This is a genomic window from Marinobacter sp., from assembly GCF_041595835.1.
Classification (GTDB): domain Bacteria; phylum Pseudomonadota; class Gammaproteobacteria; order Pseudomonadales; family Oleiphilaceae; genus Marinobacter.
Genome location: NZ_JBFHJO010000003.1, coordinates 1 through 23,591, shown reverse-complemented (window position 1 = coordinate 23,591; position 23,591 = coordinate 1). Strand labels below are relative to the sequence as shown.

28 protein-coding genes are annotated in these 23,591 nt (G+C 53.1%); 15 read left to right on the top strand and 13 right to left on the bottom strand.

Annotated elements, in window-relative coordinates; all coding sequences use genetic code 11:
* The first annotated feature begins 14 nt into the window (after positions 1-14).
* Positions 15-839: a carbon-nitrogen hydrolase family protein gene (locus ABYA77_RS02200; protein WP_372964302.1), complete on the top strand. Its 825-nt coding sequence runs from the start codon at positions 15-17 to the stop codon at positions 837-839.
* Positions 840-851: 12 nt separating this feature from the next.
* Here ABYA77_RS02200 and yjgA read toward each other — a convergent pair whose 3' ends face one another.
* The 12 genes from yjgA to ABYA77_RS02140 form a co-directional block, all read right to left on the bottom strand.
* Positions 852-1,379 (bottom strand): ribosome biogenesis factor YjgA, encoded by a 528-nt coding sequence (yjgA, locus tag ABYA77_RS02195; RefSeq protein ID WP_372964301.1) that lies wholly within the window; start codon positions 1,377-1,379, stop codon positions 852-854.
* Between the two features lie 17 nt (positions 1,380-1,396).
* Positions 1,397-2,758: a magnesium transporter gene (gene mgtE / locus ABYA77_RS02190; RefSeq protein WP_372964300.1), complete on the bottom strand. Its 1,362-nt coding sequence runs from the start codon at positions 2,756-2,758 to the stop codon at positions 1,397-1,399.
* Positions 2,759-2,844: 86 nt separating this feature from the next.
* Positions 2,845-3,114: an HPr family phosphocarrier protein gene (locus tag ABYA77_RS02185; RefSeq protein ID WP_372964299.1), complete on the bottom strand. Its 270-nt coding sequence runs from the start codon at positions 3,112-3,114 to the stop codon at positions 2,845-2,847.
* 6 nt (positions 3,115-3,120) lie between these two features.
* The gene (gene rapZ / locus ABYA77_RS02180) at positions 3,121-4,005 is read right to left on the bottom strand and encodes an RNase adapter RapZ (protein ID WP_372964298.1); all 885 of its coding nucleotides are present in this window, start codon (positions 4,003-4,005) and stop codon (positions 3,121-3,123) included.
* A gap of 41 nt (positions 4,006-4,046) precedes the next feature.
* Positions 4,047-4,517 (bottom strand): PTS IIA-like nitrogen regulatory protein PtsN, encoded by a 471-nt coding sequence (gene ptsN, locus ABYA77_RS02175; protein WP_372964297.1) that lies wholly within the window; start codon positions 4,515-4,517, stop codon positions 4,047-4,049.
* A 102-nt stretch (positions 4,518-4,619) separates the two neighbouring features.
* Entirely contained in the window at positions 4,620-4,922 is a 303-nt protein-coding gene (hpf, locus tag ABYA77_RS02170) for a ribosome hibernation promoting factor (RefSeq protein WP_372964296.1), read from the bottom strand.
* Positions 4,923-4,995: 73 nt separating this feature from the next.
* Positions 4,996-6,531, bottom strand: coding sequence for an RNA polymerase factor sigma-54 (locus ABYA77_RS02165; RefSeq protein ID WP_372964295.1), 1,536 nt, complete (start codon positions 6,529-6,531; stop codon positions 4,996-4,998).
* Between the two features lie 171 nt (positions 6,532-6,702).
* The gene (gene lptB / locus ABYA77_RS02160; protein ID WP_372964294.1) at positions 6,703-7,428 is read right to left on the bottom strand and encodes an LPS export ABC transporter ATP-binding protein; all 726 of its coding nucleotides are present in this window, start codon (positions 7,426-7,428) and stop codon (positions 6,703-6,705) included.
* 14 nt (positions 7,429-7,442) lie between these two features.
* A complete protein-coding gene (gene lptA / locus ABYA77_RS02155) occupies positions 7,443-7,964 on the bottom strand; it encodes a lipopolysaccharide transport periplasmic protein LptA (protein WP_372964293.1) in 522 nt (173 codons plus the stop codon).
* Positions 7,948-8,547 carry an LPS export ABC transporter periplasmic protein LptC gene (gene lptC / locus ABYA77_RS02150; protein ID WP_372964292.1) on the bottom strand — a complete coding sequence of 200 codons (600 nt, stop codon included), beginning with the start codon at positions 8,545-8,547 and terminating at the stop codon, positions 7,948-7,950. The genes lptA and lptC overlap by 17 nt, the downstream gene beginning before the upstream one ends.
* Positions 8,544-9,113 (bottom strand): KdsC family phosphatase, encoded by a 570-nt coding sequence (locus ABYA77_RS02145; protein ID WP_372964291.1) that lies wholly within the window; start codon positions 9,111-9,113, stop codon positions 8,544-8,546. Before ABYA77_RS02145 ends, lptC begins: the two co-directional genes overlap by 4 nt.
* Positions 9,113-10,102, bottom strand: a complete 990-nt coding sequence (locus ABYA77_RS02140) for a KpsF/GutQ family sugar-phosphate isomerase (RefSeq protein ID WP_372964290.1) — start codon at positions 10,100-10,102, stop codon at positions 9,113-9,115. The genes ABYA77_RS02145 and ABYA77_RS02140 overlap by 1 nt, the downstream gene beginning before the upstream one ends.
* Before the next feature lie 204 nt (positions 10,103-10,306).
* Here ABYA77_RS02140 and ABYA77_RS02135 point away from each other — a divergent pair, with 204 nt between their 5' ends.
* The 11 genes from ABYA77_RS02135 to ABYA77_RS02085 all read left to right on the top strand — a co-directional run bounded on the left by ABYA77_RS02135 (position 10,307) and on the right by ABYA77_RS02085 (position 18,918).
* Positions 10,307-11,119, top strand: a complete 813-nt coding sequence (locus ABYA77_RS02135) for an ATP-binding cassette domain-containing protein (protein WP_372964289.1) — start codon at positions 10,307-10,309, stop codon at positions 11,117-11,119.
* Complete coding sequence (gene mlaE, locus ABYA77_RS02130; protein ID WP_372964288.1) at positions 11,116-11,898, top strand: lipid asymmetry maintenance ABC transporter permease subunit MlaE; 783 nt, start codon at positions 11,116-11,118, stop codon at positions 11,896-11,898. The genes ABYA77_RS02135 and mlaE overlap by 4 nt, the downstream gene beginning before the upstream one ends.
* A 22-nt stretch (positions 11,899-11,920) precedes the next feature.
* Entirely contained in the window at positions 11,921-12,370 is a 450-nt protein-coding gene (mlaD, locus tag ABYA77_RS02125; RefSeq protein WP_372964287.1) for an outer membrane lipid asymmetry maintenance protein MlaD, read from the top strand.
* A 19-nt stretch (positions 12,371-12,389) separates the two neighbouring features.
* On the top strand, positions 12,390-13,043 hold the full coding sequence (locus ABYA77_RS02120) for a phospholipid-binding protein MlaC (protein WP_372964286.1): 654 nt from the start codon (positions 12,390-12,392) through the stop codon (positions 13,041-13,043).
* On the top strand, positions 13,040-13,357 hold the full coding sequence (locus ABYA77_RS02115; protein ID WP_372964285.1) for a lipid asymmetry maintenance protein MlaB: 318 nt from the start codon (positions 13,040-13,042) through the stop codon (positions 13,355-13,357). Before ABYA77_RS02120 ends, ABYA77_RS02115 begins: the two co-directional genes overlap by 4 nt.
* A gap of 60 nt (positions 13,358-13,417) precedes the next feature.
* A complete protein-coding gene (locus ABYA77_RS02110; protein ID WP_372964284.1) occupies positions 13,418-13,666 on the top strand; it encodes a BolA family protein in 249 nt (82 codons plus the stop codon).
* 19 nt (positions 13,667-13,685) lie between these two features.
* Positions 13,686-14,948: a UDP-N-acetylglucosamine 1-carboxyvinyltransferase gene (gene murA, locus ABYA77_RS02105; RefSeq protein ID WP_372964283.1), complete on the top strand. Its 1,263-nt coding sequence runs from the start codon at positions 13,686-13,688 to the stop codon at positions 14,946-14,948.
* 30 nt (positions 14,949-14,978) lie between these two features.
* On the top strand, positions 14,979-15,623 hold the full coding sequence (hisG, locus tag ABYA77_RS02100; protein ID WP_372964282.1) for an ATP phosphoribosyltransferase: 645 nt from the start codon (positions 14,979-14,981) through the stop codon (positions 15,621-15,623).
* Positions 15,624-15,658: 35 nt separating this feature from the next.
* The gene (gene hisD / locus ABYA77_RS02095) at positions 15,659-16,963 is read left to right on the top strand and encodes a histidinol dehydrogenase (RefSeq protein WP_372964281.1); all 1,305 of its coding nucleotides are present in this window, start codon (positions 15,659-15,661) and stop codon (positions 16,961-16,963) included.
* An 84-nt stretch (positions 16,964-17,047) separates the two neighbouring features.
* Entirely contained in the window at positions 17,048-18,109 is a 1,062-nt protein-coding gene (gene hisC / locus ABYA77_RS02090) for a histidinol-phosphate transaminase (protein WP_372964280.1), read from the top strand.
* Positions 18,110-18,174: 65 nt separating this feature from the next.
* On the top strand, positions 18,175-18,918 hold the full coding sequence (locus tag ABYA77_RS02085; protein WP_372964279.1) for a Nif3-like dinuclear metal center hexameric protein: 744 nt from the start codon (positions 18,175-18,177) through the stop codon (positions 18,916-18,918).
* Between the two features lie 29 nt (positions 18,919-18,947).
* Here ABYA77_RS02085 and ABYA77_RS02080 read toward each other — a convergent pair whose 3' ends face one another.
* A complete protein-coding gene (locus ABYA77_RS02080; protein WP_372964278.1) occupies positions 18,948-19,382 on the bottom strand; it encodes a YhcB family protein in 435 nt (144 codons plus the stop codon).
* Positions 19,383-19,615: 233 nt separating this feature from the next.
* Between ABYA77_RS02080 and zapE the strand changes: the two genes are divergently transcribed.
* The 3 genes from zapE to ABYA77_RS02065 all read left to right on the top strand — a co-directional run.
* Positions 19,616-20,713, top strand: a complete 1,098-nt coding sequence (gene zapE, locus ABYA77_RS02075) for a cell division protein ZapE (protein ID WP_372964401.1) — start codon at positions 19,616-19,618, stop codon at positions 20,711-20,713.
* A gap of 57 nt (positions 20,714-20,770) precedes the next feature.
* Positions 20,771-21,955, top strand: coding sequence for an acetyl-CoA C-acyltransferase (locus tag ABYA77_RS02070; RefSeq protein ID WP_372964277.1), 1,185 nt, complete (start codon positions 20,771-20,773; stop codon positions 21,953-21,955).
* A gap of 329 nt (positions 21,956-22,284) precedes the next feature.
* Positions 22,285-23,591 (top strand): DUF1302 domain-containing protein (locus tag ABYA77_RS02065; protein WP_372964276.1); only part of this gene is annotated, 1,307 nt, incomplete at its 3' end.

Here is a 23,591-nt window from a genome sequence, read left to right as displayed (position 1 = left end):
TCAGGAGTCTGGGTATGACAAGGGTTGCAGCAATTCAGATGGTCAGTGGCCATGATACCGTTGCTAATCTGGCAGAAGCCGCCCGCCAGCTGAAAACAGCAGCGGAAAAGGGCGCCAGAGTTGCCGTGTTACCGGAAAACTTTGCGGTACTGGCCACAAGCCAGATGCAAATTTGCGGTGAACAGGAAGCAAGTGGCTCCCCCCTGATACGACGTTTTCTGGCAGAACAGGCCAAAGCGTTGAAGCTATGGATTGTGGGTGGCTCTATGCCTCTGGCGAACCGGCCAGATGGGTCGGGTATAACGAACCGGGTTCGAGCCAGTTGTCTGGTTTACGATGACAGTGGTCAGGAGGTCGCTCGTTACGACAAAATCCATCTTTTTGATGCGATGATCGAAGATGCTCATGGCCAATACCGGGAATCTGATGCCTTCGAGCCAGGAGAGGCGGTCGTTACGATAGATACACCCGCAGGGCGGTTAGGTCTCGCGATTTGCTATGACCTTCGTTTTCCGGAGTTGTTTCGTGCCTTGAGAGCGCAGGGGGCCGACTGGGTATGTTTGCCAAGCGCTTTCACCTGGCAAACCGGAGACGCTCACTGGCACGCTCTGATTCGGGCTCGCGCTATAGAAAACCAGGTGTGGGTTGTGGCGGCCGGGCAGGGTGGTCAGAACAGTGAGCGGAGAAAGACATACGGCCACAGTCTTATTTGCGACCCATGGGGTAAAGTGGTTGCTGAAATCGATGAGGGGCCTGGCGTGATTCTGGCAGACCTGAATCCGGAGCAGCTTGAGCAAGTGAGAGCGAGCATGCCGGTGTGGGAGCACCGGCGCTTATAGTTGCAGGCGGTTCTACTGCTGCTCCGCTTCGTCAATCCATTCCCGAAGGGCTCGGAAAAGTTTGCGAGCCTGGCCGGTGTTATTCTGTTTCTCTACTTCTTTGCGGGCATTCCGTACCAGGTTTCGAAGGTGCTGAACGTCTGCAACCGGGCAGTAGTCCACAAACTCACCAACCACTTTGTCGCCCTCAGAGATCATTTTATCTCGCCAGCGCTCAGCCAGATGATGTCGCCGGGTGTGTTCTTCGCTGCCAGCATGGAAGGCATCAATAGCCTTGCTGATTGCTTCAGGGTCATGCTCCTGACGAATCACCTTACCAATATATTGCAGATGCCGACGACGGGCTTCCCGTTGGGTGATACGCCGCGATTCCATAATCGCCCGGTGCAGAGTGTCACTGATCGAGAGTGTGGCCAGCTGTTCGTCATTCAGATCCAGCATACGCTTGCCCAGATCCTGCAGAGCATGCATCTCCCGTTTGAGTTGGGATTTGCTGGGGCCCAGATATTCCGGGAGTTCGTCGTCAGTATGATCAGTCATTGTGTTTATCGATTCTGTCAGGCGTAAAAAAGAGTGGCCAGTCCAAGAAAGGCCATGAAACCAACAACATCGGTCACCGTTGTCAGAATAACACCCCCTGCAAGGGCGGGGTCAATGTTCCGGGATTTCAGGAACAGGGGCAATACCGTGCCTACCAACGTTGCCGCGACCAGGTTAATAATCAGTGCGGCCGCGATAACGGCGCCGATCATCCAGTCCCCGAACCAGAGGACCGCTGCAGTGGCAACCACCACAGCCCAGAGCAGGCCGTTAAGAATACCGGAAAGTAACTCACGGTTCAGGAGCCAGCCGACATTGGCGCTACTGATCTGCCCCACTGCCATGCCTCGGATGACCAGTGTCAGAGTCTGGCTGCCGGCAATGCCTCCCATGCTGGCGACAATGGGCATCAGCACCGCCAAAGCAACCACTTGGGCGATGGTTTCTTCAAACAGGCCAATCACGGCTGAGGCGGTGAACGCTGTTAACAGGTTTATGCCCAACCACACTGCTCGTCGGCGCGTGGTTTTCATTACTGGAGCAAAAGTATCCTCGTCTTCGTCAAGGCCCGCCATACTCATCAGTGAGTGGTCAGCGTCTTCACGGATAACGTCGACCACGTCATCAATGGTGATGCGGCCAAGAAGCTTGTTGTCTTCGTTAACGACTGGAGCAGAGATAAGGTCGTAACGCTCGAATAAAGTGGCGACTTTAGTGTCTGGCAGGGTTACCGGAATAGGCTCAATATCGGTATCCATCACTTCCCGGACGGTCGATGCGGGGTTGGAAACCAGCATTCGGGTAATGGCCAGTGTGCCGATAAACTCATCCCGCCGGTTTACCACAATCAGGCTGTCGGTCATCGGCGGCAGGTTACGGTGCCTGCGAAGGTAGCGCAAAACAACGTCGATACTGATGTCCGGGCGCACCGTTATGGTGTCCGTGTTCATCAGGCCGCCAGCGGTGTCTTCCGGGTAGGAGAGAACCTCTTCTACACGCTGCCGGTCCTGCTCGTCCATGGTATCCAGAACTTCCAGGATTACCGTGTCCGGCAGTTGCTGCAGAAGGTCGGCCAGATCGTCCGACTCGAAGTCTTCGATCATGTCGGCGAGTTCCTGAGCATTGAGCTTGCTCAGGAAGTAGCCTCGAATGTCGTCTCCCAGGTATTGGAGAACGTCACCCTCAAGTTGTTTGTCGACCAGGTTCCACAGTAAAGCCCGCTGACGAGGCGGAGAGGATTCCAGAAGGTGGGCTATATCGCTGGGACTAAGACCGCCATTCAGGATGCGAGCAACCTGTTTGAGCGCGCCACTATCCAGAGCTTCGCTGAGGGAGCGGAGCCTCTGGTGGGCCTGACTTTGTTCCAGAATATCAGACATGGGTCCACCTACGGTCAGAAAACCTTTGTATTATAGCGGAGTTAGGTTGTTCAGGTGAGGAAGAGTTGTAGGTGAATAACGAAGAATTATCCCCCTTCACCAAAATAATCTTCGATGAGGGTAACCAGTGCGTCGATAGCCTGTTGCTCGTCCGAACCATCTGCGATGAGTTCCACCGTAGTGCCCTGATTAGCGGCAAGCATCATGACTTGCATAATGTTTTTGGCATCTACCTTGCGGCCTTTACCACAAACCCATATTTGGGATTCGTAGGCAGAGGCAGTGGCCACCAGCTTGGCAGTAGCTCTGGCATGCAGGCCCAGTTTGTTGATGATGGTAATAGAGCGGCAGATCATGACGAATCAGATCTCCCCCCGGGCTTGCAGGTGCGGCAGTTCCGAGTGGCGAACCTGGACGTTTCGGTATTTTTCCAGAAAGTGTTTTTTCAGCTGTTCGGATACATACACAGAGCGGTGCTGGCCACCGGTGCACCCCACTGAAATAGTCATGTAGCTGCGGTTGCTGTCGGCAAACGAAGGCAGCCAGGTCTCCAGGAATCTGACGATGTGGTCTATCATCTGCCTGGTCAGGGGCTCCCGCTCCAGAAACTCGATAACCGGTTGGTCCTGGCCTGTGTATTTTCTAAGGCTGCTGTCCCAATAGGGATTGGGCAAACAGCGCACATCAAAAACATAATCGGAATCGACCGGGACACCATGTTTGAAGCCGAAGGACTGGACAAGCAGTGCCAGTTCCTGGTCTTTCCGGCCCACCACCCTTTGTTTGACCATGTCGCGCAATTCATACATGGAAAGGCCTGTAGTATTCACGTAAAGGTCGGCCAGTTTCGACAGTGGCTCCAGCAGCAGTTTTTCATTGGAAATGGCTTCGCGCAGCGAGGTCTTGTCATCGCTCAGTGGGTGTTTGCGCCGGGTCGCATGGAAGCGTTGTAAAAGGGACTGTTCATCGGCGTCGAGAAAAATGATTTCGACTTCGACCTGGGTGCCTTTTAGCTGATGGTAGATTGTTTCGAAATTAGCGAGTTCACCGGACAGATTGCGGGCATCAATACTGACGGCCATTTTTCGCAGACGGTTTGGCGCTTCCTGAGAAGTGGCCTCTTGGGTGAGCGGGAAAAGCAGACCAATGGGAAGGTTGTCTATGCAGTAGAACCCCTGGTCTTCCAGTACGTGTAAAGCGGTACTTTTGCCTGATCCAGAGCGACCGCTGACGATGATCAGCTTCATGACTGAATTCCTCCCATACTATGCCTTAGGCATCAATAACGTCAGTGGCGGCTGGTGGTCATGGCCTGGTAGAGAGTGTCGGCATCCTCGCACTGGCGCAAGCGCTCACAAAATGAATGTTCGTTAAACTTTTCGGCAAGTTGGCTTAGCAGTTCCAGGTGTTCGCTGGTGGCTTCCTTAGGAACGACCAGAGCGAAGACAATGTCTACAGGCTGGTTGTCGATGGCATCGAAGTCAACGGGCTCTGCCAGCGTCATCAATACGCCAATTACTCTGTCCAGTCCTTCCAGGCGGCAGTGGGGAATGGCGATGCCTTCTCCAATGCCGGTACTGCCCAGTCGTTCGCGGGAAACCAGATTGTTAAAGATATCTGTATCGCTCAGAGTCTCATCCTGAAGATGAATGTGTTCAGCGATAAACTCCAGTACACGCTTTTTGCTTGAGGCCGTAAAACGGCACAGCGTAAGTTCCGGAGCCAGAATGTTGTCGATAGTCAGGGATGGATCGCTCATAGATCGACTTCATTTCCGTAAAAAAAAGGCTGCGGCCGGTTTTGCCTGCCGCAGCACGTCTTATTGAAACGCTCGGTTTGGTTTCACTCTGAGTAGAGAGCGTTAACTGTTACCGTGCATCCGGTCTACTGTCTTTTCTTTATATTTGAGGATCTGACGGTCCAGCTTGTCCACCAACGCATCAATAGCTGCGTACATGTCCTCGTTTTCAGCCTTTGCGTGAAGCTCACCACCACTCACGTGCAGGGTAGCTTCGGCCGTCTGGCGAACTTTCTCAATTTCCAGCGTCACCTGACAGTTACTGATCTGGTCGAAGTGGCGCTCAAGCTTATCAAACTTGGTGGTTACATACTCTTTCAGCGCGGGAGTCAGTTCTACATGATGGCCTGAAATGTTGAGTTGCATAGGCTTCTCCTGTTGTTATCGAGCCGGCCTTGTGGCCGGGCTGAATGCCAGTACCTCTTGTACTGGTGAAAGCTTAAACCAATCGTTTTCGTTCGTTTGAGGGAGGTATCTGCATGGCCTCCCTGTATTTTGCCACAGTGCGCCGGGCTACGTTGATTCCCTGTTCTCCTAGCATGGCTGCAATTTTGCTATCGCTCAACGGCTTTTTGGGCGTTTCATCTGCAATCAGTTTTTTGATCATCGCACGAATCGCTGTGGAGGAACATTCTCCACCCTCTGCCGTACTGACATGGCTGGAAAAAAAGTACTTCAGCTCGAATATGCCCCGGGGTGTATGCATGTATTTTTGCGTGGTTACCCGAGAGATGGTGGACTCATGCATATCCACAGCCTGGGCAATGTCCGAAAGAATCAGCGGTTTCATGGCTTCATCGCCATGATCCAGAAAGGCCTGCTGATATTCAACAATGCGGGTGGCTACCTTCAGCAGGGTTTCGTTTCGGCTTTGCAGGCTTTTGATAAACCATTTGGCTTCTTGCAATTGGTCGCGCATGTAGGTGTTGTCAGCACTGCTGTCAGCTCTTCGGATGAGCGAAGCGTAGCTGGTGTTAACGCGTATCCGTGGTGCAATCTCGGGGTTTAGCTCGACTCGCCACCGGCCCTCGTGTTTGCGCACGATGACATCAGGAATGACATAGTCTGGTTCTGAGGAGTCTATGGCATCGCCAGGCCGGGGGGTCAGGCTTGTGATCAGCGCCAGCACTTCTTTCAGCTGGTCTTCTTTCAACCGGCTGCGGCGAAGGAGCTGAGCGTAGTCGCGATTGCCGAGCAAGTGCAGGAACTGGGTAACGACCAGTCTCGCTTGCCGTAACCATGGAGTTTCCGGCGGCAGCTGATTCAGTTGGATCAGCAGGCAGTCTTGCAAATCGCGGGCGAATACTCCGGGTGGATCAAAATGTTGCAGGCGGTGGAGTACCGCCTGGACTTCATCCAGCTCCAAAGGATCGTCTTCCGACTCTTCGAACAGGCCGGCGTGAATCTCTTCGACGGATGATGTCAGATACCCGCGTTCATCGACTGCGTCCAGCAATGCATGGGCAATGGCCTGATCCCGTTCGTTCAGGGGGGTCAGGTTCAGTTGCCACTCCAGATGATCCTGCAGTGTTTCACTGGGGGAATTGCGGGTTTCAAAGTCAGAATCATTCTCGTCGTCGCCCCGGCTAACCGGTGCTGGCGCCGATTGATAGATGTCTTCCCAGGCCGTATCAACCGGGAGGTCTTCGGGAATGTTGTCAGGCGTCTGATCTTCTGCAGACCAGTCGGGAGCGGTTTCTGATTCATCCCAGTCTGAGGCAGACAGGTCCGATGGGATATCGTCCTGTGAGGACCCTGCATCATCATTCTGGATGTCGTGGTCGTTACCTTCGGGTTCTGCCGGGCCGAGCTGGTCGTCATCTTCGGATGTCTCCAGCATTGGGTTGGATTCCAGTGCCTGCTGGATTTCCTGTTGAAGGTCCAGTGTGGAAAGTTGCAGCAGCCGAATGGCTTGCTGCAACTGGGGGGTCATGGTCAGGCTTTGGCCCATTTTAAGCTGTAATGAAGCTTTCATAACCATGGCTCAAAATCCATAACGTGCCTGCATCCCGGTAAAACTGTTGCTTGCGTATAAAAAAATGTTGTGTGCTGGTAACTTGCGCCGCAAGGGCAATAATCTAAGCAAGTTCTCTGCCGAGTTTACTTGCTAGCGTTCAGCAAAACAATCTGGCCCGTGGTTTACGGGCTAGAGGTGGAATTCATTGCCCAGGTAAACTTCCTTGACTTGTTGATTTGCCAGAATTGCCTCGGCGTTGCCCGAGGCAATGATATGGCCTCCGGAAACGATGTAGGCGTTTTCACAAATATCCAGTGTCTCTCGTACGTTGTGATCCGTGATGAGCACTCCAATGCCTTTGTCGCGAAGGTGCCGGATGATGTGCTTGATGTCGCTGACAGAGATGGGATCTACGCCGGCAAATGGTTCGTCCAGAAGGATGAAAGCCGGCTCCATGGCCAGCGCCCGGGCGATCTCGACCCGGCGGCGCTCGCCACCGGATAGCGCCATGCCAACGCTATCGCGGATGTGGGTGATGTGGAACTCTTCGAGCAGTTCTTCCATCTTGGCTTCGCGGTCTGCCCTGGAAAGTGCTTTGCGGGTTTCCAGGATAGCCATGATGTTGTCTCGAACGGTCAGCTTACGGAATACCGATGCCTCCTGGGGCAGGTAGCCAATCCCCTTCCTTGCTCGTCCGTGCATGGGCAGGGGGGTGATGTCGTGGTTGTCGATAGTAATTCGGCCGTGATCCGCCGGAACCAGTCCAACAATCATGTAGAAACACGTGGTTTTGCCTGCCCCGTTGGGGCCTAGTAACCCGACGATCTCGCCTGAGCGGATCTCCAGTGATACATCCAGAACCACTTTTTTCTGTTTGTAACTTTTGGCCAGATTGCTGGCCCTGAGAACTGCCATCAGAACGCTTCCCGTTATTGACCTGAACTTCGAGGCTGAATCACCATTTCGACGCGGCCGGAACCTTCCCCGGATGAGTTGCCACCTTCAGCGGTGACAACCCGGTTCACGGTATTGTAGTGAATCACGTCGCCGCGAAACGTATTGCCCCCTTGTTCGATCAGCGCTTGCCGCTCAAACGTGAGCTGGTTATCTCTGGCTGACCAGGTGATGTTCAGGGCTCTGGCGTTGGTGACCCCGCTGCCATCCTGAGCGGGCTGGCGGTAGTGAGCGGGAGTGCCGCTGGCTTCTATGCGGCTCAGCCCTTGTGGATTACGGTACAGGACAACCCGCTCAGCGTTCAGCTGCACTTCTCCCTGGGTCAGCTCAACATCACCGGAATAAATGGCGGTGCCTGCGCTGTCATCAATACGGGCAGAATCGGCACTTACCTTTATGGGGGTGTCCGAGTCCAGATTGAAGGCGGATGCAGGGCCGGCCAGAAGTGTCGCGGCCATCATCAGCGGGAAAAAAAGTCGATTACCTGATGGGTTCATAATGCCCTTCCACTTGGGAATTGAGTTCCAGAATGCGGTCGTCTATCCAGGCTTTCATGCCTGTCGCCTGAGTGGTTCCGTGTGGTTCAGAAATGGTCACAGGTCGGTCTGTGTACACGGTGCGCTCAGTGTTGTTCAGAGTGAGTTCCTGGGTTGTAAGTGTCGTTTCATCGCCTTGCAGCTGGCGGTTGATCACAACATTACCTTTCAGGTTGACCAGCTCATCGCCTTGCAGAAGGCTACCTTCATCGGCCTCAATTATCCATGGCGCCGGATCGCCTTCGCCCTGAAGTATGGCGCGGGGCCGTTCCATTGTGGCTGTATTGCTACTTTCAAATTGCTCAATTCTTGGGCTGGTCATCCGGATTTTGAGGTTGCCTTGTGCATCCCAGGTACGGTAATCCGCTTGCACAATGAACCCGTCGGGTTCAGCGGGGCCGCGCAAATCTGCAGCATCGTCCCGGGCGCCTGGCGGTTCGTCACTTTGCCACATCAGAAACATAGTCGCTGCCAGTGTGATTCCGAGTGCCAGCATTCTGGCCCAGGCTTTCCCTTTTCCAGGGCTGAACAGGCGGGCTATCATGAACTGGCACCCATGTATGGCGTGAGTGTTTCCCGGAGTTTGTTCTGAGACCACAGGAGCAAGTCGCAGGCTTCTCTGACAGCGCCATTTCCACCAGCAACCGTTGTGCAATAGTCGGCATGCTGTTTTACCAGCCAGTACCCGTTGGGAACAGTGATGCCAAGGCCAGCGAATTGCAAGGCTGGAAGGTCTGGCAGATCGTCGCCCATGTAGGCGATCTGTGCAGGCGATATATCCATATCAGCCACGAGTTCCTGCAGGGCAGTTCGTTTATCTTCCCTGCCTTGCATGAGATGGTTTATACCCAGGTCCTTCATGCGCTTTTCTGTCAGGGGAGAGCGTCTGCCGGTAATGACCGCCACGGTAATGCCAGCGTTCATCAGTTGCTTCAGCCCTAAGCCATCAAGAATGTTGAAAGTTTTCAGTTCATCACCGTTGGCGCTGAAGTACAGTTTGCCGTCGCTCATGATGCCGTCAACGTCAAAGGCGGCGAGTTTGATGGCAGCCGCTTTGACGCGCAGTTCATCGCTCCAGTCCGGACTGATCGGCGGAGTATATCCGGTCATCAGATAACTCCCGCTCGTAACAGGTCGTGCATGTTGATGGCCCCAACCAGATTGCCATTGCCGTCGGTAACCGGTAGTGCGTTGATTTTCAGTTCTTCCATGATATTGAGTGCTTCTGCGGCCAGCTGGTCAGACTGAATGGTTTTGCCGTTGCGAGTCATGATCTGATTGATGGTGGTTGTGTGTACATCAACGGATTTGTCCAGAGTTCTGCGCAGGTCGCCATCTGTGAAAATGCCCGTCAGTTCGCCTGCGGCATTCACTACGGTGGTCATGCCTAGCCCCTTGCGGGTTATTTCCAGAAGAGCGCCGCTCAGTGTGGTCGTTTCAGGTACGCGGGGGACCTGATCACCAGTGTGCATGATGTCTGAAACCCGTAGCAGTAAACGCCGGCCCAGCCGACCTCCCGGATGGGAGAACGCGAAATCTTCGGCGCTGAATCCGCGAGCTTCCAGCAAAGCCACTGCCAGCGCGTCGCCCATAACCAGTGTGGCTGTAGTGCTGGACGTGGGCGCCAGCCCAAGCGGGCATGCCTCGATGGCAACGCTTACGTCCAGATTAGCTTCAGCTTCTTTTGCCAGTATGGAGTCCGGATTTCCGGTCAGGCTGATCAGGGGGGCGCCCATACGCTTGATTAAAGGTAGAATGGTCACCACTTCGCTGGTGCTGCCGCTATTGGATATGGCGATAACAACATCCTGGGGTGTGATCATTCCCAGGTCCCCGTGACTGGCTTCGCCCGGATGAACAAAGAACGATGGCGTGCCAGTGCTCGCCAGGGTTGCAGCAATCTTGTTTCCGATATGGCCGGACTTGCCCATGCCAGTGACGACTACCCGGCCTTTGCAGGCCATGATGATGTCGCAGGCGCGGGTGAAATCCCCGTTGATACGGTGTTCGAGTGCTTCGATTGCTTCACGTTCAATCCGGATGGCCCGAATAGCTGAATTATGGTAATCCGGGGCGCTGGAAGTGTTTGAATCTGTCATCGCGGCTGGCTTTTGCTCGGTCGGTCTGTGAACCCGGCCCTGTTAGGGGGTCGGATGACTATGGCAGGAAGTATATCATTGATATCCGGTAGGGCTGCCAATGTTCAGGGAATCTGAACGTTGTGATCAGGACATTTTAATAAGCCGAGATTGAGCTCAGGCGACGCTTATCATAATGTAGGCGCTCCGCGAAAAGGATGGATTATGGAGTCATCTGCATACATAACGTTAAAGGATGTGGTGTTTTCCCGTTCCGGGCGGCGCATTTTTGATGGCATTACCCTGGATATTCCCGAGGGTAAGATCACTGCCATTATGGGGCCTAGTGGTACGGGTAAGACGACATTGCTTCGGGTTATCGGTGGTCAGCTCAAGCCTGACTCTGGTCAGGTAATGGTTGCTGGCCATGAGGTTCCGAAGCTCAAACGCAAGGATTTGTACCAGTTGCGTGAAAAAATGGGCATGCTCTTTCAGAGTGGTGCGCTGTTTACCGATATCAGCGTCTTCGAGAATGTGGCTTTTCCATTGCGAGTACACACCTCTCTGCCGGAAGACATGATCCGGGATATCGTTTTGATGAAACTGGAGGCTGTAGGTCTGCGTGGCGCTCGCAATCTGATGCCCTCAGAACTTTCTGGCGGCATGACACGTCGTGTTGCGCTGGCCCGAAGCATTGCCTTGGATCCGGAATTGATCATGTACGACGAACCCTTTGCCGGGCAAGACCCGATCGCGATGGGTGTACTGGTGAAGCTGATCAGGGATCTGAACAGCTCCATGGGGCTGACCAGCGTACTGGTTTCTCATGACGTGCCGGAATCTCTGAGCATTTGTCATTACGCCTGTATTATTGCCGATGGCAAAGTGATTGGCGCAGGTACGCCGGATGAGTTGCGAAACCATCCTTCGGAGCTTGTCCGGCAGTTCCTGAGCGGTCAGCCTGATGGTCCTGTGCCGTTTCACTATCCGGCCAGTGATCCCGCCACTGACTTTGGCATCAAGGGAGCTTTGTTATGATGGATCGCGTTGCTGGATTGGGGCGCAGTAGTCTGGAAGTGGTGGGTTCGCTGGGTCGTGCAACCCAGTTTTTAGTGGGCGTGCTTGCCGGGGTGCCGAAGCCGGCAACCGGCTTTCCGCTGTTGGTCAGGCAGCTTTATACCGTGGGCGTGCTTTCGCTGGCGATCGTTGTTGTTTCTGGTTTGTTTATTGGCATGGTCCTGGCATTACAGGGGTACACCATTCTCAGTGATTACGGTTCGGAGGCCGCTATTGGTCAGATGATCTCGTTAACGCTGGTGAGGGAGTTGGGGCCAGTGGTGGCGGCCTTGCTGTTTGCCGGCCGCGCGGGGTCGGCACTGACGGCGGAAATTGGTTTGATGAAAGCGACAGAACAGTTGTCCAGTATGGAGATGATGGGTGTCGATCCATTGCGGCGGGTTATTGCGCCTCGTCTCTGGGCTGGCTTTATTGCGATGCCGATATTGGCGATGATTTTTTCTGTCGTAGGTATCTGGGGAGGGATGCTGGTTGGTGTTGAATGGCTGGGCGTATTTGAAGGTTCTTTTTGGGGCAACATGCAGTCTTCAGTCGACTTCATAGACGATGTGATGAACGGCTTTATTAAAAGCGTGGTCTTCGGGTTTGTCTGTGCCTGGATAGCGGTATATCAAGGCTATGACTGTGTGCCGACATCGGCAGGTATCAGTTCCGCGACAACCAAGACCGTTGTTTACTCATCACTGGCGGTTCTCGGTCTCGATTTTGTGCTGACCGCCGTCATGTTTGGCGATTTTTAACCAAGGATTCAGGGAGCCTGTTATGGCGCAGAGAACAACTGAAATAGTCGTAGGTCTTTTTATGATTGCCGGGCTGGCAGCTTTGCTGTTCCTGGCTTTACAGGTAAGCGGGCTGTCACCAAAAGCGGCGACGGCTACATACACCGTTTATGCTAATTTCAATGACACCGGTGGTCTGACCCCTCGGGGGAAGGTTTCTATGGCGGGTGTTACCGTTGGTTCGATTGAGTCTATCAGTCTGGACAAGGATACCTTTCAGGCAAGAGTTGCGATGTCTATTCATGCTGATGTCGATAACATTCCGGCAGACAGCGCTGCAGTTATACGTACATCCGGACTGCTGGGAGAACAGTACATTGATATATCCGTTGGTGGCGATATGGAATCGTTAAATGCGGGCGACACCTTTTATTCCACGCAGTCTGCTATGAATCTGGAAAGGCTGATCAGCAATTTTGCCTCTGGCCGCTGATGTTGTACTGGAGAACAACATGTTTGGTTTGAAACAACGAATTTTTACTGTTTTTGCCGTGCTGACACTGGTGGCCGGACAAGTCTGGGCCGGAGGTGAGGACGACCTGAAGCGGTTTGTGGATGAAAATACCCAGAAGCTCGTTCAGAAGTTGCACGCGGAAAAGGGGCTCTACGAAGAAGATCCGGAAGCCTTCTATACCAGCATGGAGGAGGCGCTGACTGATTTTGTGGACTTTCGACGGATAGCGGCCAGAGTAATGGGGCGTTACGCCCGACAAACTTCCCGTGCGCAGAGGGATGAGTTTGTCGTGAAATTCAAGCGCAGCTTGTTCGACAGTTACGCCAAAGCTTTGGTCACGGCTGATAACTTTGAGATAGACGTACTGGAAGCGGTCATTATGCCCGAAAACGAGAATCGAGCCTCGGTGCAGTTGGTTGTTGTCAGTGCGGCGGGCAATCGTTATCCGGTCACTTATTCCATGTATAAGAATGCCGAAGGTCGTTGGTTGATGGAAAACGTAATTGTTGAAGGTGTGAATATCGGTTTGGCTTTCCGGGATCGCTTTGCGCAGGAAATGGAAGAGAATCGGGGCCAGGTGCAGGTCGTTATTGATGGCTGGAGTGACTCGGTGAAAAACCTGAATCTGGAAGAAGATGTTAACCGCTCATGAGTAACTCATCCCCGACTGTTACCCTGCAAGGCAATGTGCTGAACGTGGCTGGCGAAGTGGATGCAAACAGTGTTGTGGCACTGCGCAATCAGGGCGAGAAGCTGATTAGCGGGCTGCAAGGTTCGTTGACGGTTGATCTTACCGGGCTATTGACCGCTCATAGTGTAGTGCTTTCCATGCTGATGTGTTGGTACCGTTTGGGGTCATCAAAGCAGCTGTCGATCTCTTTCAAAGGAGCTAACGAACGCCTGCGGTCTTTGGCGGCGCTCAGCAATCTTGATGACCAGCTTCCGGGATTTTCCGCTCATAGCTGACCGCTGCCCGGGAATTGGTTACAATTCCGCTCCTGATTTTAATACAGCTGAGGAATTCCTATGGACGCCGCCCAGGTTACCGAGCTTGTCAAAGCAGCCCTGCCCGATTGCGAGGTTCAGGTACAAGTTGATGGCAGCCACTACATGGTTATTGCAGTGGGTGACGTGTTTGAGGGCCTGCCCACGATTAAAAGGCAGCAGATGATCAACAAGGTACTGTTTCAGCACGTTATGGACGGCACCATTCACGCTCTTCACCCGAAGGCATTCACTCCGAGCGAGTGGGCCGAGCGGCAGGCCAACGCCTGAACAGAACAGGATTATAATTGTGGATAAACTTCTGATCAGGGGGCGCAAGCCTCTGGATGGCGAAATTCGTATTTCCGGTGCCAAGAACGCAGCGTTGCCCATACTGGCGGCGACGCTGTTGGCAGATGAGCCTGTCACCGTTGGCAACCTGCCGCACCTGAATGACGTCACCACCATGATCGAACTCCTGGGTCGCATGGGTGTCGAGCTGCTGATTGATGAAAAAATGAGCGTGGAAGTGCACGCCAATACGATTGAGCACTTTCACGCGCCTTATGAATTAGTGAAAACCATGCGAGCCTCTATTCTCGTGCTGGGGCCTTTGGTTGCTCATTTTGGTGAGGCTGAAGTCTCACTGCCGGGCGGTTGTGCCATTGGTACCCGCCCGGTCAACCTGCACATTCATGGCCTGGAGCTGATGGGTGCAGAGATCAAAGTTGAGAACGGTTACATCAAGGCAAAAACCAATGGCCGTCTGAAGGGCGCGCACATCTTCATGGACACCGTAACGGTTACTGGTACGGAAAACCTGTTGATGGCTGCGACTCTGGCTGATGGCAAAACCATTCTGGAAAATGCCGCCCGGGAACCAGAAGTTGTTGACCTGGCCGAGTGCCTGATCGCAATGGGGGCTGATATTAAAGGCCATGGTACCGCGACCATCGAAATTAATGGTGTTGAGCGCTTGCACGGTTGTCATTACAACGTATTGCCAGACCGCATTGAGACCGGCACATACCTGGTTGCGGCTGCTGCAACCGGCGGCAGGGTGAAACTGAAAGATACCCGTGCAGATTTGTTGGATGCGGTATTGCTCAAACTAGAAGAAGCCGGCGCTCACATTACCACCGGGCCGGACTGGATTGAGCTCGATATGAAAGGCCAGCGCCCGAAAGCTGTCAGCATTCGTACAGCGCCTTACCCCGCTTTTCCAACCGACATGCAGGCCCAGTTTGCGGCCATGAATGCGGTGGCAGAAGGCACTGGAACGATTGTAGAGACAGTTTTTGAAAACCGTTTCATGCACCTGCAGGAACTGATCCGCATGGGTGCTGATATCACTCTGGAAGGCAATGCAGCGATTATTAAGGGTGTGGAACATCTGACCGGAGCGCCGGTTATGGCGACGGATCTGCGTGCATCGGCCAGTCTTGTGATTGCTGGCCTGGTTGCGGAAGGCGATACCATTGTTGACCGTATTTACCATATTGATCGCGGTTATGAGTGTATTGAAGAAAAGCTGCAGCTGCTGGGCGGAAGTATTCGCCGTTTGCCTGCTTAACCAATTATCAACGGGAACCCGGAAAGACCCATGACAGATTCCATCACCATCGCCTTGTCGAAGGGACGAATCCTTGAAGAGACTCTGCCGCTGCTTGCCGAAGCTGGCATTGAGTTGGTGGACGACGTTAAAAAGTCCCGCAAGCTGGTGTTCCCGACAACGGATCCAGGCGTGCGAATTCTGATTATTCGTGCAACAGATGTCCCGACTTACGTTCAATATGGTGGCGCTGATCTTGGCGTAACCGGCAAGGATGTATTGATGGAGCATGGCGGGGAAGGTTTATATGAACCACTGGATCTGAATATTGCCCGTTGCCGGTTAATGACAGCGGGTAAGAAAGGCGAGCAGCCGCCGGTGGGCCGTATTCGGGTGGCAACGAAGTTCGTTAACCTGGCTCGGCGTTACTACGCGTCCCAGGGGCGGCAGGCAGATATCATTAAATTGTACGGTGCGATGGAGTTGGCGCCGATTCTGAATCTGGCGGATGAGATTGTGGATATCGTGGATACCGGTAACACTCTGAAGGCTAATGGTCTTGAGGCCCGGGAGCTGATTGATCATATCAGCACCCGGTTGGTGGTGAATCGGGCGTCTATGAAAATGAAGCATGGGCAGATTAATCCGATCATTGAGAAAATGGCGGCTGCTGTGGATCGTCGCCGTTCCGAGTAAAACATTTGTTTTCAATCCAATGCAGGATTTGAGTTATGACCGATAAGATCACCAGGCTAAACACCACCCAGGGCGACTTTGACAGAGCGTTGGCCGCTCTGTTGGCGTGGGATGATAGTGTGGATCATCAGGTGAATGAGTCGGTGCGGCATATCCTGCATGAAGTGAAAACCCGCGGTGATGCGGCGGTTCTGGAGTTTACGGAGAAGTTTGATCGCCTGAAAGTCAGTTCTATGGCCGAGCTTGAGATGGGGCAGGATCGTTTGCAGGCTGCTCTGGCTAAAATTCCTCAGGATCAGCGGGAAGCCCTTGAAAAAGCTGCGGAGCGGGTTCGTGACTATCATGAGCGCCAGAATCAGAAATCCTGGCAGTACCAGGACGAAGACGGAACGATTCTGGGGCAGAAGGTAACGCCCCTGGACCGGGCTGGCTTGTATGTTCCAGGCGGTAAGGCGGCATATCCTTCTTCAGTTTTAATGAACGCCATTCCTGCCAAAGTAGCGGGTGTCGGCGAGTTGATTATGGTTGTGCCGACGCCGGATGGTGTGGTGAACGATATGGTTTTGGCTGCTGCCGCCATTGCAGGCGTAGACCGGGTGTTTGCCCTTGGTGGTGCGCAGGCGGTTGGTGCTTTGGCTTATGGTACGGAAACAGTGCCAGCGGTTGATAAGATTGTGGGCCCGGGTAATATTTTTGTGGCGACAGCCAAGCGTGAAGTGTTTGGGGTGGTTGGAATTGACATGATTGCCGGCCCGTCTGAAATTCTGGTGATCTGCGACGGTAAAACCGACCCCGACTGGATCGCGATGGATTTGTTCTCGCAGGCTGAACACGATGAGCAGGCACAAAGCATTCTGGTAAGCCCCGACGGGGAGTTCCTGAATGCTGTAGAAGCAAGTATCAACAAGCTTCTGCCAACGATGGAGCGTGAAGAAATTATTCGCACGTCCATGACAGGCCGTGGTGCGCTGATCAAGGTGGCGGATCTTAAAGAGGCCGCTGAAGTTTCTAACCGTATCGCTCCAGAGCACCTGGAGCTGTCGGTAGAAGACCCTCAGGCAATGCTGGACGATATTCGTCATGCTGGCGCGATCTTCATGGGTCGCTATACCGCAGAAGCTCTTGGTGATTATTGTGCTGGCCCGAACCACGTGTTGCCTACTAGCGGTACCGCAAGGTTTAGTTCTCCCCTGGGCGTTTATGACTTCCAGAAGCGTTCGTCGCTGATCGGCTTTACACCTGAAGGTGCAGATCGCATGGGGCGTGTGGCTTCCGTGTTGGCGCGGGGCGAAGGCCTGACGGCTCATGCCCGCTCGGCCGAGTATCGTATTAAAGACTGATCGATTTTTTCGGCAGCAAACGCTGCTGCGGCCCGAATTAAAACAACCAAACCGACTCCCGCACCAATCCGGAGTGCAGTAATCATGAGTAAATACTGGAGTTCACTGGTCAGTGAGTTACAGCCGTATGTGCCGGGTGAGCAGCCCAAAATGGCAAATCTGGTAAAACTGAACACCAATGAGAACCCTTATGGCCCATCTCCAAAGGTGATCGAAGCTATTCAGAGGGAGTTGAATGATAATCTTCGTTTATACCCGGACCCGGAAGGCCTGGCTCTGAAAGAGGCCATCGCGTCTTACTACACTGATTTCGGCATAGAAGAGAATCAAGTGTTCGTTGGCAACGGGTCCGACGAAGTACTGGCTCACATCTTCCAGGGCCTGCTGAAACAGGATAAACCAATTCTGTTCCCGGATATTACTTACAGCTTTTATCCCGTGTATTGCGGTTTGTATAAAGTTGAAAGCAATATTATTCCGCTGACTGAAAACTTTGAAATCAATCCGGACGACTACAAACGAGACAACGGCGGAGTCATCTTCCCGAACCCGAACGCTCCCACCGGGCGCTATTTGGGCCTGCAGCACGTAGAAGCAATCCTGGAAGCCAACCTCGATAGCGTCGTGGTCGTAGATGAGGCTTACATCGACTTTGGTGGTGAAACCGCTATCCGTTTGGTGAACCAATACCCAAACCTGGTCGTCTGCCAGACTCTGTCCAAGGCTCGCTCTCTGGCCGGTCTGCGAGTAGGTTTTGCTGTCGCTAACGCAGAACTCATTGAAGCATTGAACCGGGTCAAAGACAGCTTCAACTCATACCCGCTGGATCGTTTGGCACTGGTCGGTGCCGTAGCCGCATTCGAAGACCGGCAGTGGTTTGAAGACTCCTGTAATGGCGTTATTCGTGAGCGTGAGAAGGTTACTAAAGGATTGGAAAGCCTCGGTTTCGAAGTGCTGCCATCAAAAGCCAACTTCGTATTTGCCCGCCACCCTGATCACGAAGGCGCAGAAATTGCGGCAAAACTCAGAGAGCGGGGCATCATCATTCGCCATTTCAATAAACCTCGGATCAGCGAGTTTCTCCGAATCACAATTGGCACCAGTGATCAAAACAGCGCGTTGATCAAGGGCTTAGACTTTCTCTGAATTGTTTTGACGTTTGACCGAAGCGCCGTCCGGTCCGGACAGTCTGAAGAACAGAGGTAGACAATATGGCAAACCGAAGTCAGATTCTGGAGAAAATAAACGAATGGCTCCAGCCCGAAACCTTTCAGGACTACGCCCCGAATGGCCTGCAGGTTGAAGGCAAAGAAGAGATTCGAACGATTATCTCCGGAGTAACCGCTTCCCAGGCTCTGATTGACGCTGCTGTTGAACAAAACGCCGACATGATTCTCGTGCACCATGGCTACTTCTGGAAAGGCGAAGACCAGACCATCTGCGGAATGAAAAAACGCCGCATTAAACAACTCCTCGACCACGACATTAATCTGGTCGCCTACCACTTGCCACTGGACGACCACCCTGAATACGGCAACAATCGCCAATTGGCAAACGTGCTGGGGGTCCAAAACCCACGTCCGGCAGGCGGACTGGTCTGGCAAGGCGAACTGGCCGAGCCGACAACTCCCGAAGCTTTTGGTCAACATATCGGAGCTGCACTAAACCGACAGCCACTCCATGTAGGCGAGGGCGCTGACCTGATCAAAACCATCGCCTGGTGCACTGGCGGGGCACAAGGATTTATCACTAAAGCGCTTGAACTAGGCGTTGATGCCTACATCAGTGGCGAAATCTCCGAACCAACCACTCACACAGCCCGGGAATCTGGTATCCACTACTACGCCGCCGGTCACCACGCCACAGAGCGTTATGGTGCGAAAACACTGGGCGAGGCTGTGGCGAAAGAATTCGGATTAAAGCACCAGTTCATTGACTGTGATAACCCGGTGTAGTGGCAGACTATAAAAGTGCTTAACGCATATCAAACAGGCCGTTTCTCACCCTTAGGCAGCCCGAAATCCTCAGCCAGTGTACCCTTCTCCTCAGGGTCAGCCTTCGGCGCATAATCCCGTGGCGGCTCAGATGAATCGCTTTCAGAGTGCTCAAGACGGCCGGATGATTCCTGGCTTAATGCCTCTGGCCATTCTTCATCATTGCAAAGGCGATTCGCCCCCCGTGCCATATGCTGGTTCACATCACGGTAGGCATCATTGAATCGCTCCATCAAATGGGCAGACTCAATAAAGTGCTCATTAACCTGAACCTGGTAGCGTGTGAATTCGCCTCGCAACTCATCAATCTTTTGCTCAGCCCTACGCTGGCGCAGTGAGCCGCCCTGGCCAGAACGGCCAACCAGAACCCCGATGATAATGCCAACTACCAGCGCGGCAGCTGCCGCCAGAATCAGGTTCGTCATATAACAATCGTCCTTTTAGTACATGCGAGTGAGCTAAAACTCATTCAAGGAGTATAACTCCCTGAACCACAGACGCCCATGATGAAACACTGCGCCAATCGTCGTATTGCTCCATGACCTTAGTGGCGTGGCCAAAAAGCGTGAAATGAGCGACAATACCGCGCCTCGAAAACCCACCAGATGGCAGGAAAACCCTGATGACAGAAGCCGTGTCCACCGAAGCTGTTGCGAACTTGACTCCTTGGCAGCGTTACCAGAAGGATCTTGAACGCCCGGATTTTCATAAGGACCCGGCTCAGGAAGATGCTGTTCGCCGCCTACAAGCACTGTACGACAAACTGGCAGAAGCTGAAAGGGAGCGAGATAAAGGCCTGTTCAAACTGCGTCGCAAGCTCAAAAAAGGCAAAGAAGAACCCATAAAGGGGTTGTACTTCTGGGGTGGTGTCGGGCGCGGAAAAACCTATTTAATGGATACCTTTTTCGAATCATTGCCGTTCGAACGCAAGATGCGAGTGCACTTCCATCGTTTTATGCAGCGCGTTCACAATGAGCTGAAAAAGCTGAAAGGCAAGAAAAATCCATTAGAAGTGGTTGCCAAAACCTTCGCCGACGAAACGCGAGTAATCTGCTTCGACGAATTTTTCGTCTCTGATATCGGTGACGCCATGATTCTGGCCACCCTTATGGAAGGCTTGTTCAGCCGTGGTGTCACGTTGGTGTGTACATCGAATATCGTCCCGGACGGACTCTATAAAGACGGGCTTCAGCGAGCCCGCTTCCTCCCGGCTATCGAGCTGGTAAAAAAATACACCGACGTTGTTAACGTAGATGGCGGCGTAGATTATCGTTTACGCACCCTTGAGCAGGCTGAGCTTTACCACTTCCCGTTGGGTGAAAATGCTGACCGAAGCCTCCGCAACAGTTTTGAGGCTTTGGCACTTGAAGCGGGAAAACACAGTAAATCCATGGAGATCAACGGGCGTAAAATTCCGGCTCAGGCACACGCAGATGATGTGGTCTGGTTTGATTTCCTGGATGTTTGTGATGGTCCGAGGAGCCAGAACGATTACATCGAAATGGCCCGGCAATTTCACGCCATCATCGTCAGTAACGTACCTGTAATGGGGGCAGAGAAAGATGACCAGGCACGCCGTTTCATTAACATGATTGATGAGTTTTATGATCGGAACGTCAAAGTCATCATCTCCGCTGCCGTGCCCATTACTGAGCTTTATTCCGGTGGAAGCCTGAATTTTGAATTCGAGCGAACTGAATCCCGCTTGCTGGAAATGCAATCACAGGAATATCTGGAAACGCCCCATAAGCCTTGATGGGTCGAGGCGTCATAATCAAATATCAGAAAGAAACCAAAACAGAGAGATCGCAACATGAGTCAAGACAACGTCGTTATTGTTAGTGGTGTGCGCACGCCAATGGGTGGATTTATGGGCTGTCTTGCCCCGGTTTCTGCGCCTGATCTGGGCGCTATCTCCATCGCTGAAGCGGTAAAACGCGCGGGCCTTCAGCCTGCTGACGTTCAGGAAGTCATTATGGGCAACGTATTGCCTGCTGGCCTGAAACAGGGCCCTGCGCGTCAAGCCATGCGTAAAGCCGGGCTGCCAGATAGCACGGGTGCCACAACCGTTAACAAACTGTGCGGCTCGGGCATGAAGGCTACCATGTTCGCTCACGACCTGATTAAAGCCGGTACGAACGATATTATGGTTGCTGGTGGTATGGAAAGTATGTCCAACGCGCCTCACATTCTGCCGGGTGTTCGTCAGGGCTACCGGATGGGTGCCGGGCAAGCTCCTCAGGATCACATGTTCCTTGATGGCCTTGAAGACGCTGAAACCGGTCGCCTGATGGGAGCTTTCGCCCAGGATGTCGCTGATCAGAAAGGTTATACCCGCGAAGCTATGGACGAATACGCCATCACTTCACTACAGCGTGCCAAGAAAGCGATTGATGAAGGCTGGCTGAAAGATGAAATTATCCCGGTTACGATTAAAACCCGTAAAGGTGAAGTGACCATTGTAGATGATGAACAGCCCCATAAGGCCAACATCGAAAAAATTCCGACCCTGCGCCCGGCCTTTGCAAAAGACGGCACAGTGACCGCAGCCAATGCGTCCTCAATCTCTGACGGTGCTTCTGCACTGGTTCTGATGCGTGAGTCTGAAGCTGAAAAGCGTGGCCTGAATCCGATGGCAAGAATCGTTGCTCACAGCACTCAGTCGCAGCACCCGAGCGAGTTCACTTGTGCACCTGTCGGAGCTATCGAAAAGCTGCTTGAGAAAGCTGGCTGGAGTAAAGACGACGTCGACCTGTACGAAATCAACGAAGCCTTCGCTATGGTCGCCATGATGCCCATCATCGAGTTGGGTCTGGATGCTGACAAAGTGAACGTCCACGGTGGTGCGTGCGCTCAGGGCCACCCTGTAGGGTCAACCGGATCCCGTCTGTTGGTTACTCTGATGTATGCCCTGCAGCGTTACGGTAAAAAGAAAGGTGTAGCTGCGCTGTGTATTGGTGGCGGCGAAGCCACTGCCATGGCCATCGAGATGATTTAACGAGTATTTGTTCATCATTGTGCCCGGACCGAAAGCAAGTCGTCCGGGCGCTGTTTGTTTACTTCGAATTTCCCTCCCGGATTCTTCTGATCTGATGGCCACAAACCACCCGCCTCAAAGTGGTTGCAACGTCGAATCTTGTCTATAGTGATGGGGTGCGAGAACGCCGGCTAACAAAGAGTGATAGCAAAATCATACTTTTGACTGATCAAAGCAGCCAATGGCCTTAGCTATAGTGCTAGCATCACGGCAGTGTACTTATGGCCGAAGAATACCAAACAATAGAATAATCGAGCAGCGACTCAGAACAACAACGGAGTAGCCTTCCAATGACAAGAAAAACTCAACCCTGGCAGCGTTTGGCAAAATTACCACTTGCCGTCGCCATCGCCGCAGGTGTATCCAGCCCGGCTTTTGCTGTTTCGTTTGCCCTGGGGGACGCCGGGCAAGCCCAGTTTAATACTACGCTTTCAGCCGGTGTGGGCTGGCGGGTGCAGGATCCGGATCAGCGCCTTATCGCTCAGGGTAACCTTGGCCCAAGCTACGCGTTCACTCAGCAGGGTGCATCTACAAACAACTACGATGACGGTAACCTGAACTTTGAAAAGGGTGATACCTACTCCAAAGTAGTAAAAGGCAACAGCGAGCTTTTCATCGACTTTTCTGTCGACAGTGATTTTTTAACCCGTGTGGGTGGCCTTGTGCGTGGTCGCTACTGGTATGACTTTGAACTCAAAGATGAAGACCGTGCCACTGATGCCGTCGGTCAGCGTCGGTCTCTGAGCCCTGATGGCAAAGATAACGCCTCCGGCGGTGAAATTCTTGATGCTTACATATTCTCAGACTGGTATTTCGGCAATGTGCCCGTCAGTCTGCGTTACGGTAAACAAGTGGTTTCCTGGGGGGAGAGTACCTTCATCCAGGGGGGTATTAACACCATCAACCCGGTAGATATTCCGGCTTTCCGTGCCCCGGGTGCTGAACTGAAAGATGCACTGCTGCCGGTAGAAATGTTCTATATGTCAGCCGGTGTGACTGAAAATATCACCATTGAAACCTTTGTTCAGACCGACTGGGAAAAAATCCGCATCGATGACTGCGGTACTTTCTTCTCTACTAATGACTTTGTTGCTGACGGGTGTGGTCCCGTTCTGCTGGCTGGCCAGTTACCAGACTCTCAGGCATATGCTCAGGGATTTGTGGCGCCGCGCTTAGCTGACCAGGAAGCGGGGTCAAAAGATCAGTTTGGTGTCGCGATGCGCTGGTATGTCCCGGAGCTTAACGACTCAGAGCTGGGCTTTTACTACATTAAATACAACAGTCGTCTGCCATACATCAGTGGCCAGACAAGCGATGCGGCCAATGGCGGCAGGTTCCCGAGCTACTTCATAGAGTATCCGGAAGGCATTGATCTCTATGGCGTGAGTATCAACACTACAACCCCTGGTGGCTGGTCGCTGGGTGCTGAATACAGCTATCGTGACAAACTGCCGATTCAGTGGAACGCATTTGAGCTGATTTACGGTGGCCTGCAGCGTGATACAAGCTTGCTGTACCAGCGTGAAGCGCAAAGGCTCGAAGCTTTGTATGGTACAACTGACAACCAAACCGTTTCCGGCTATGACAAATTTGGTGT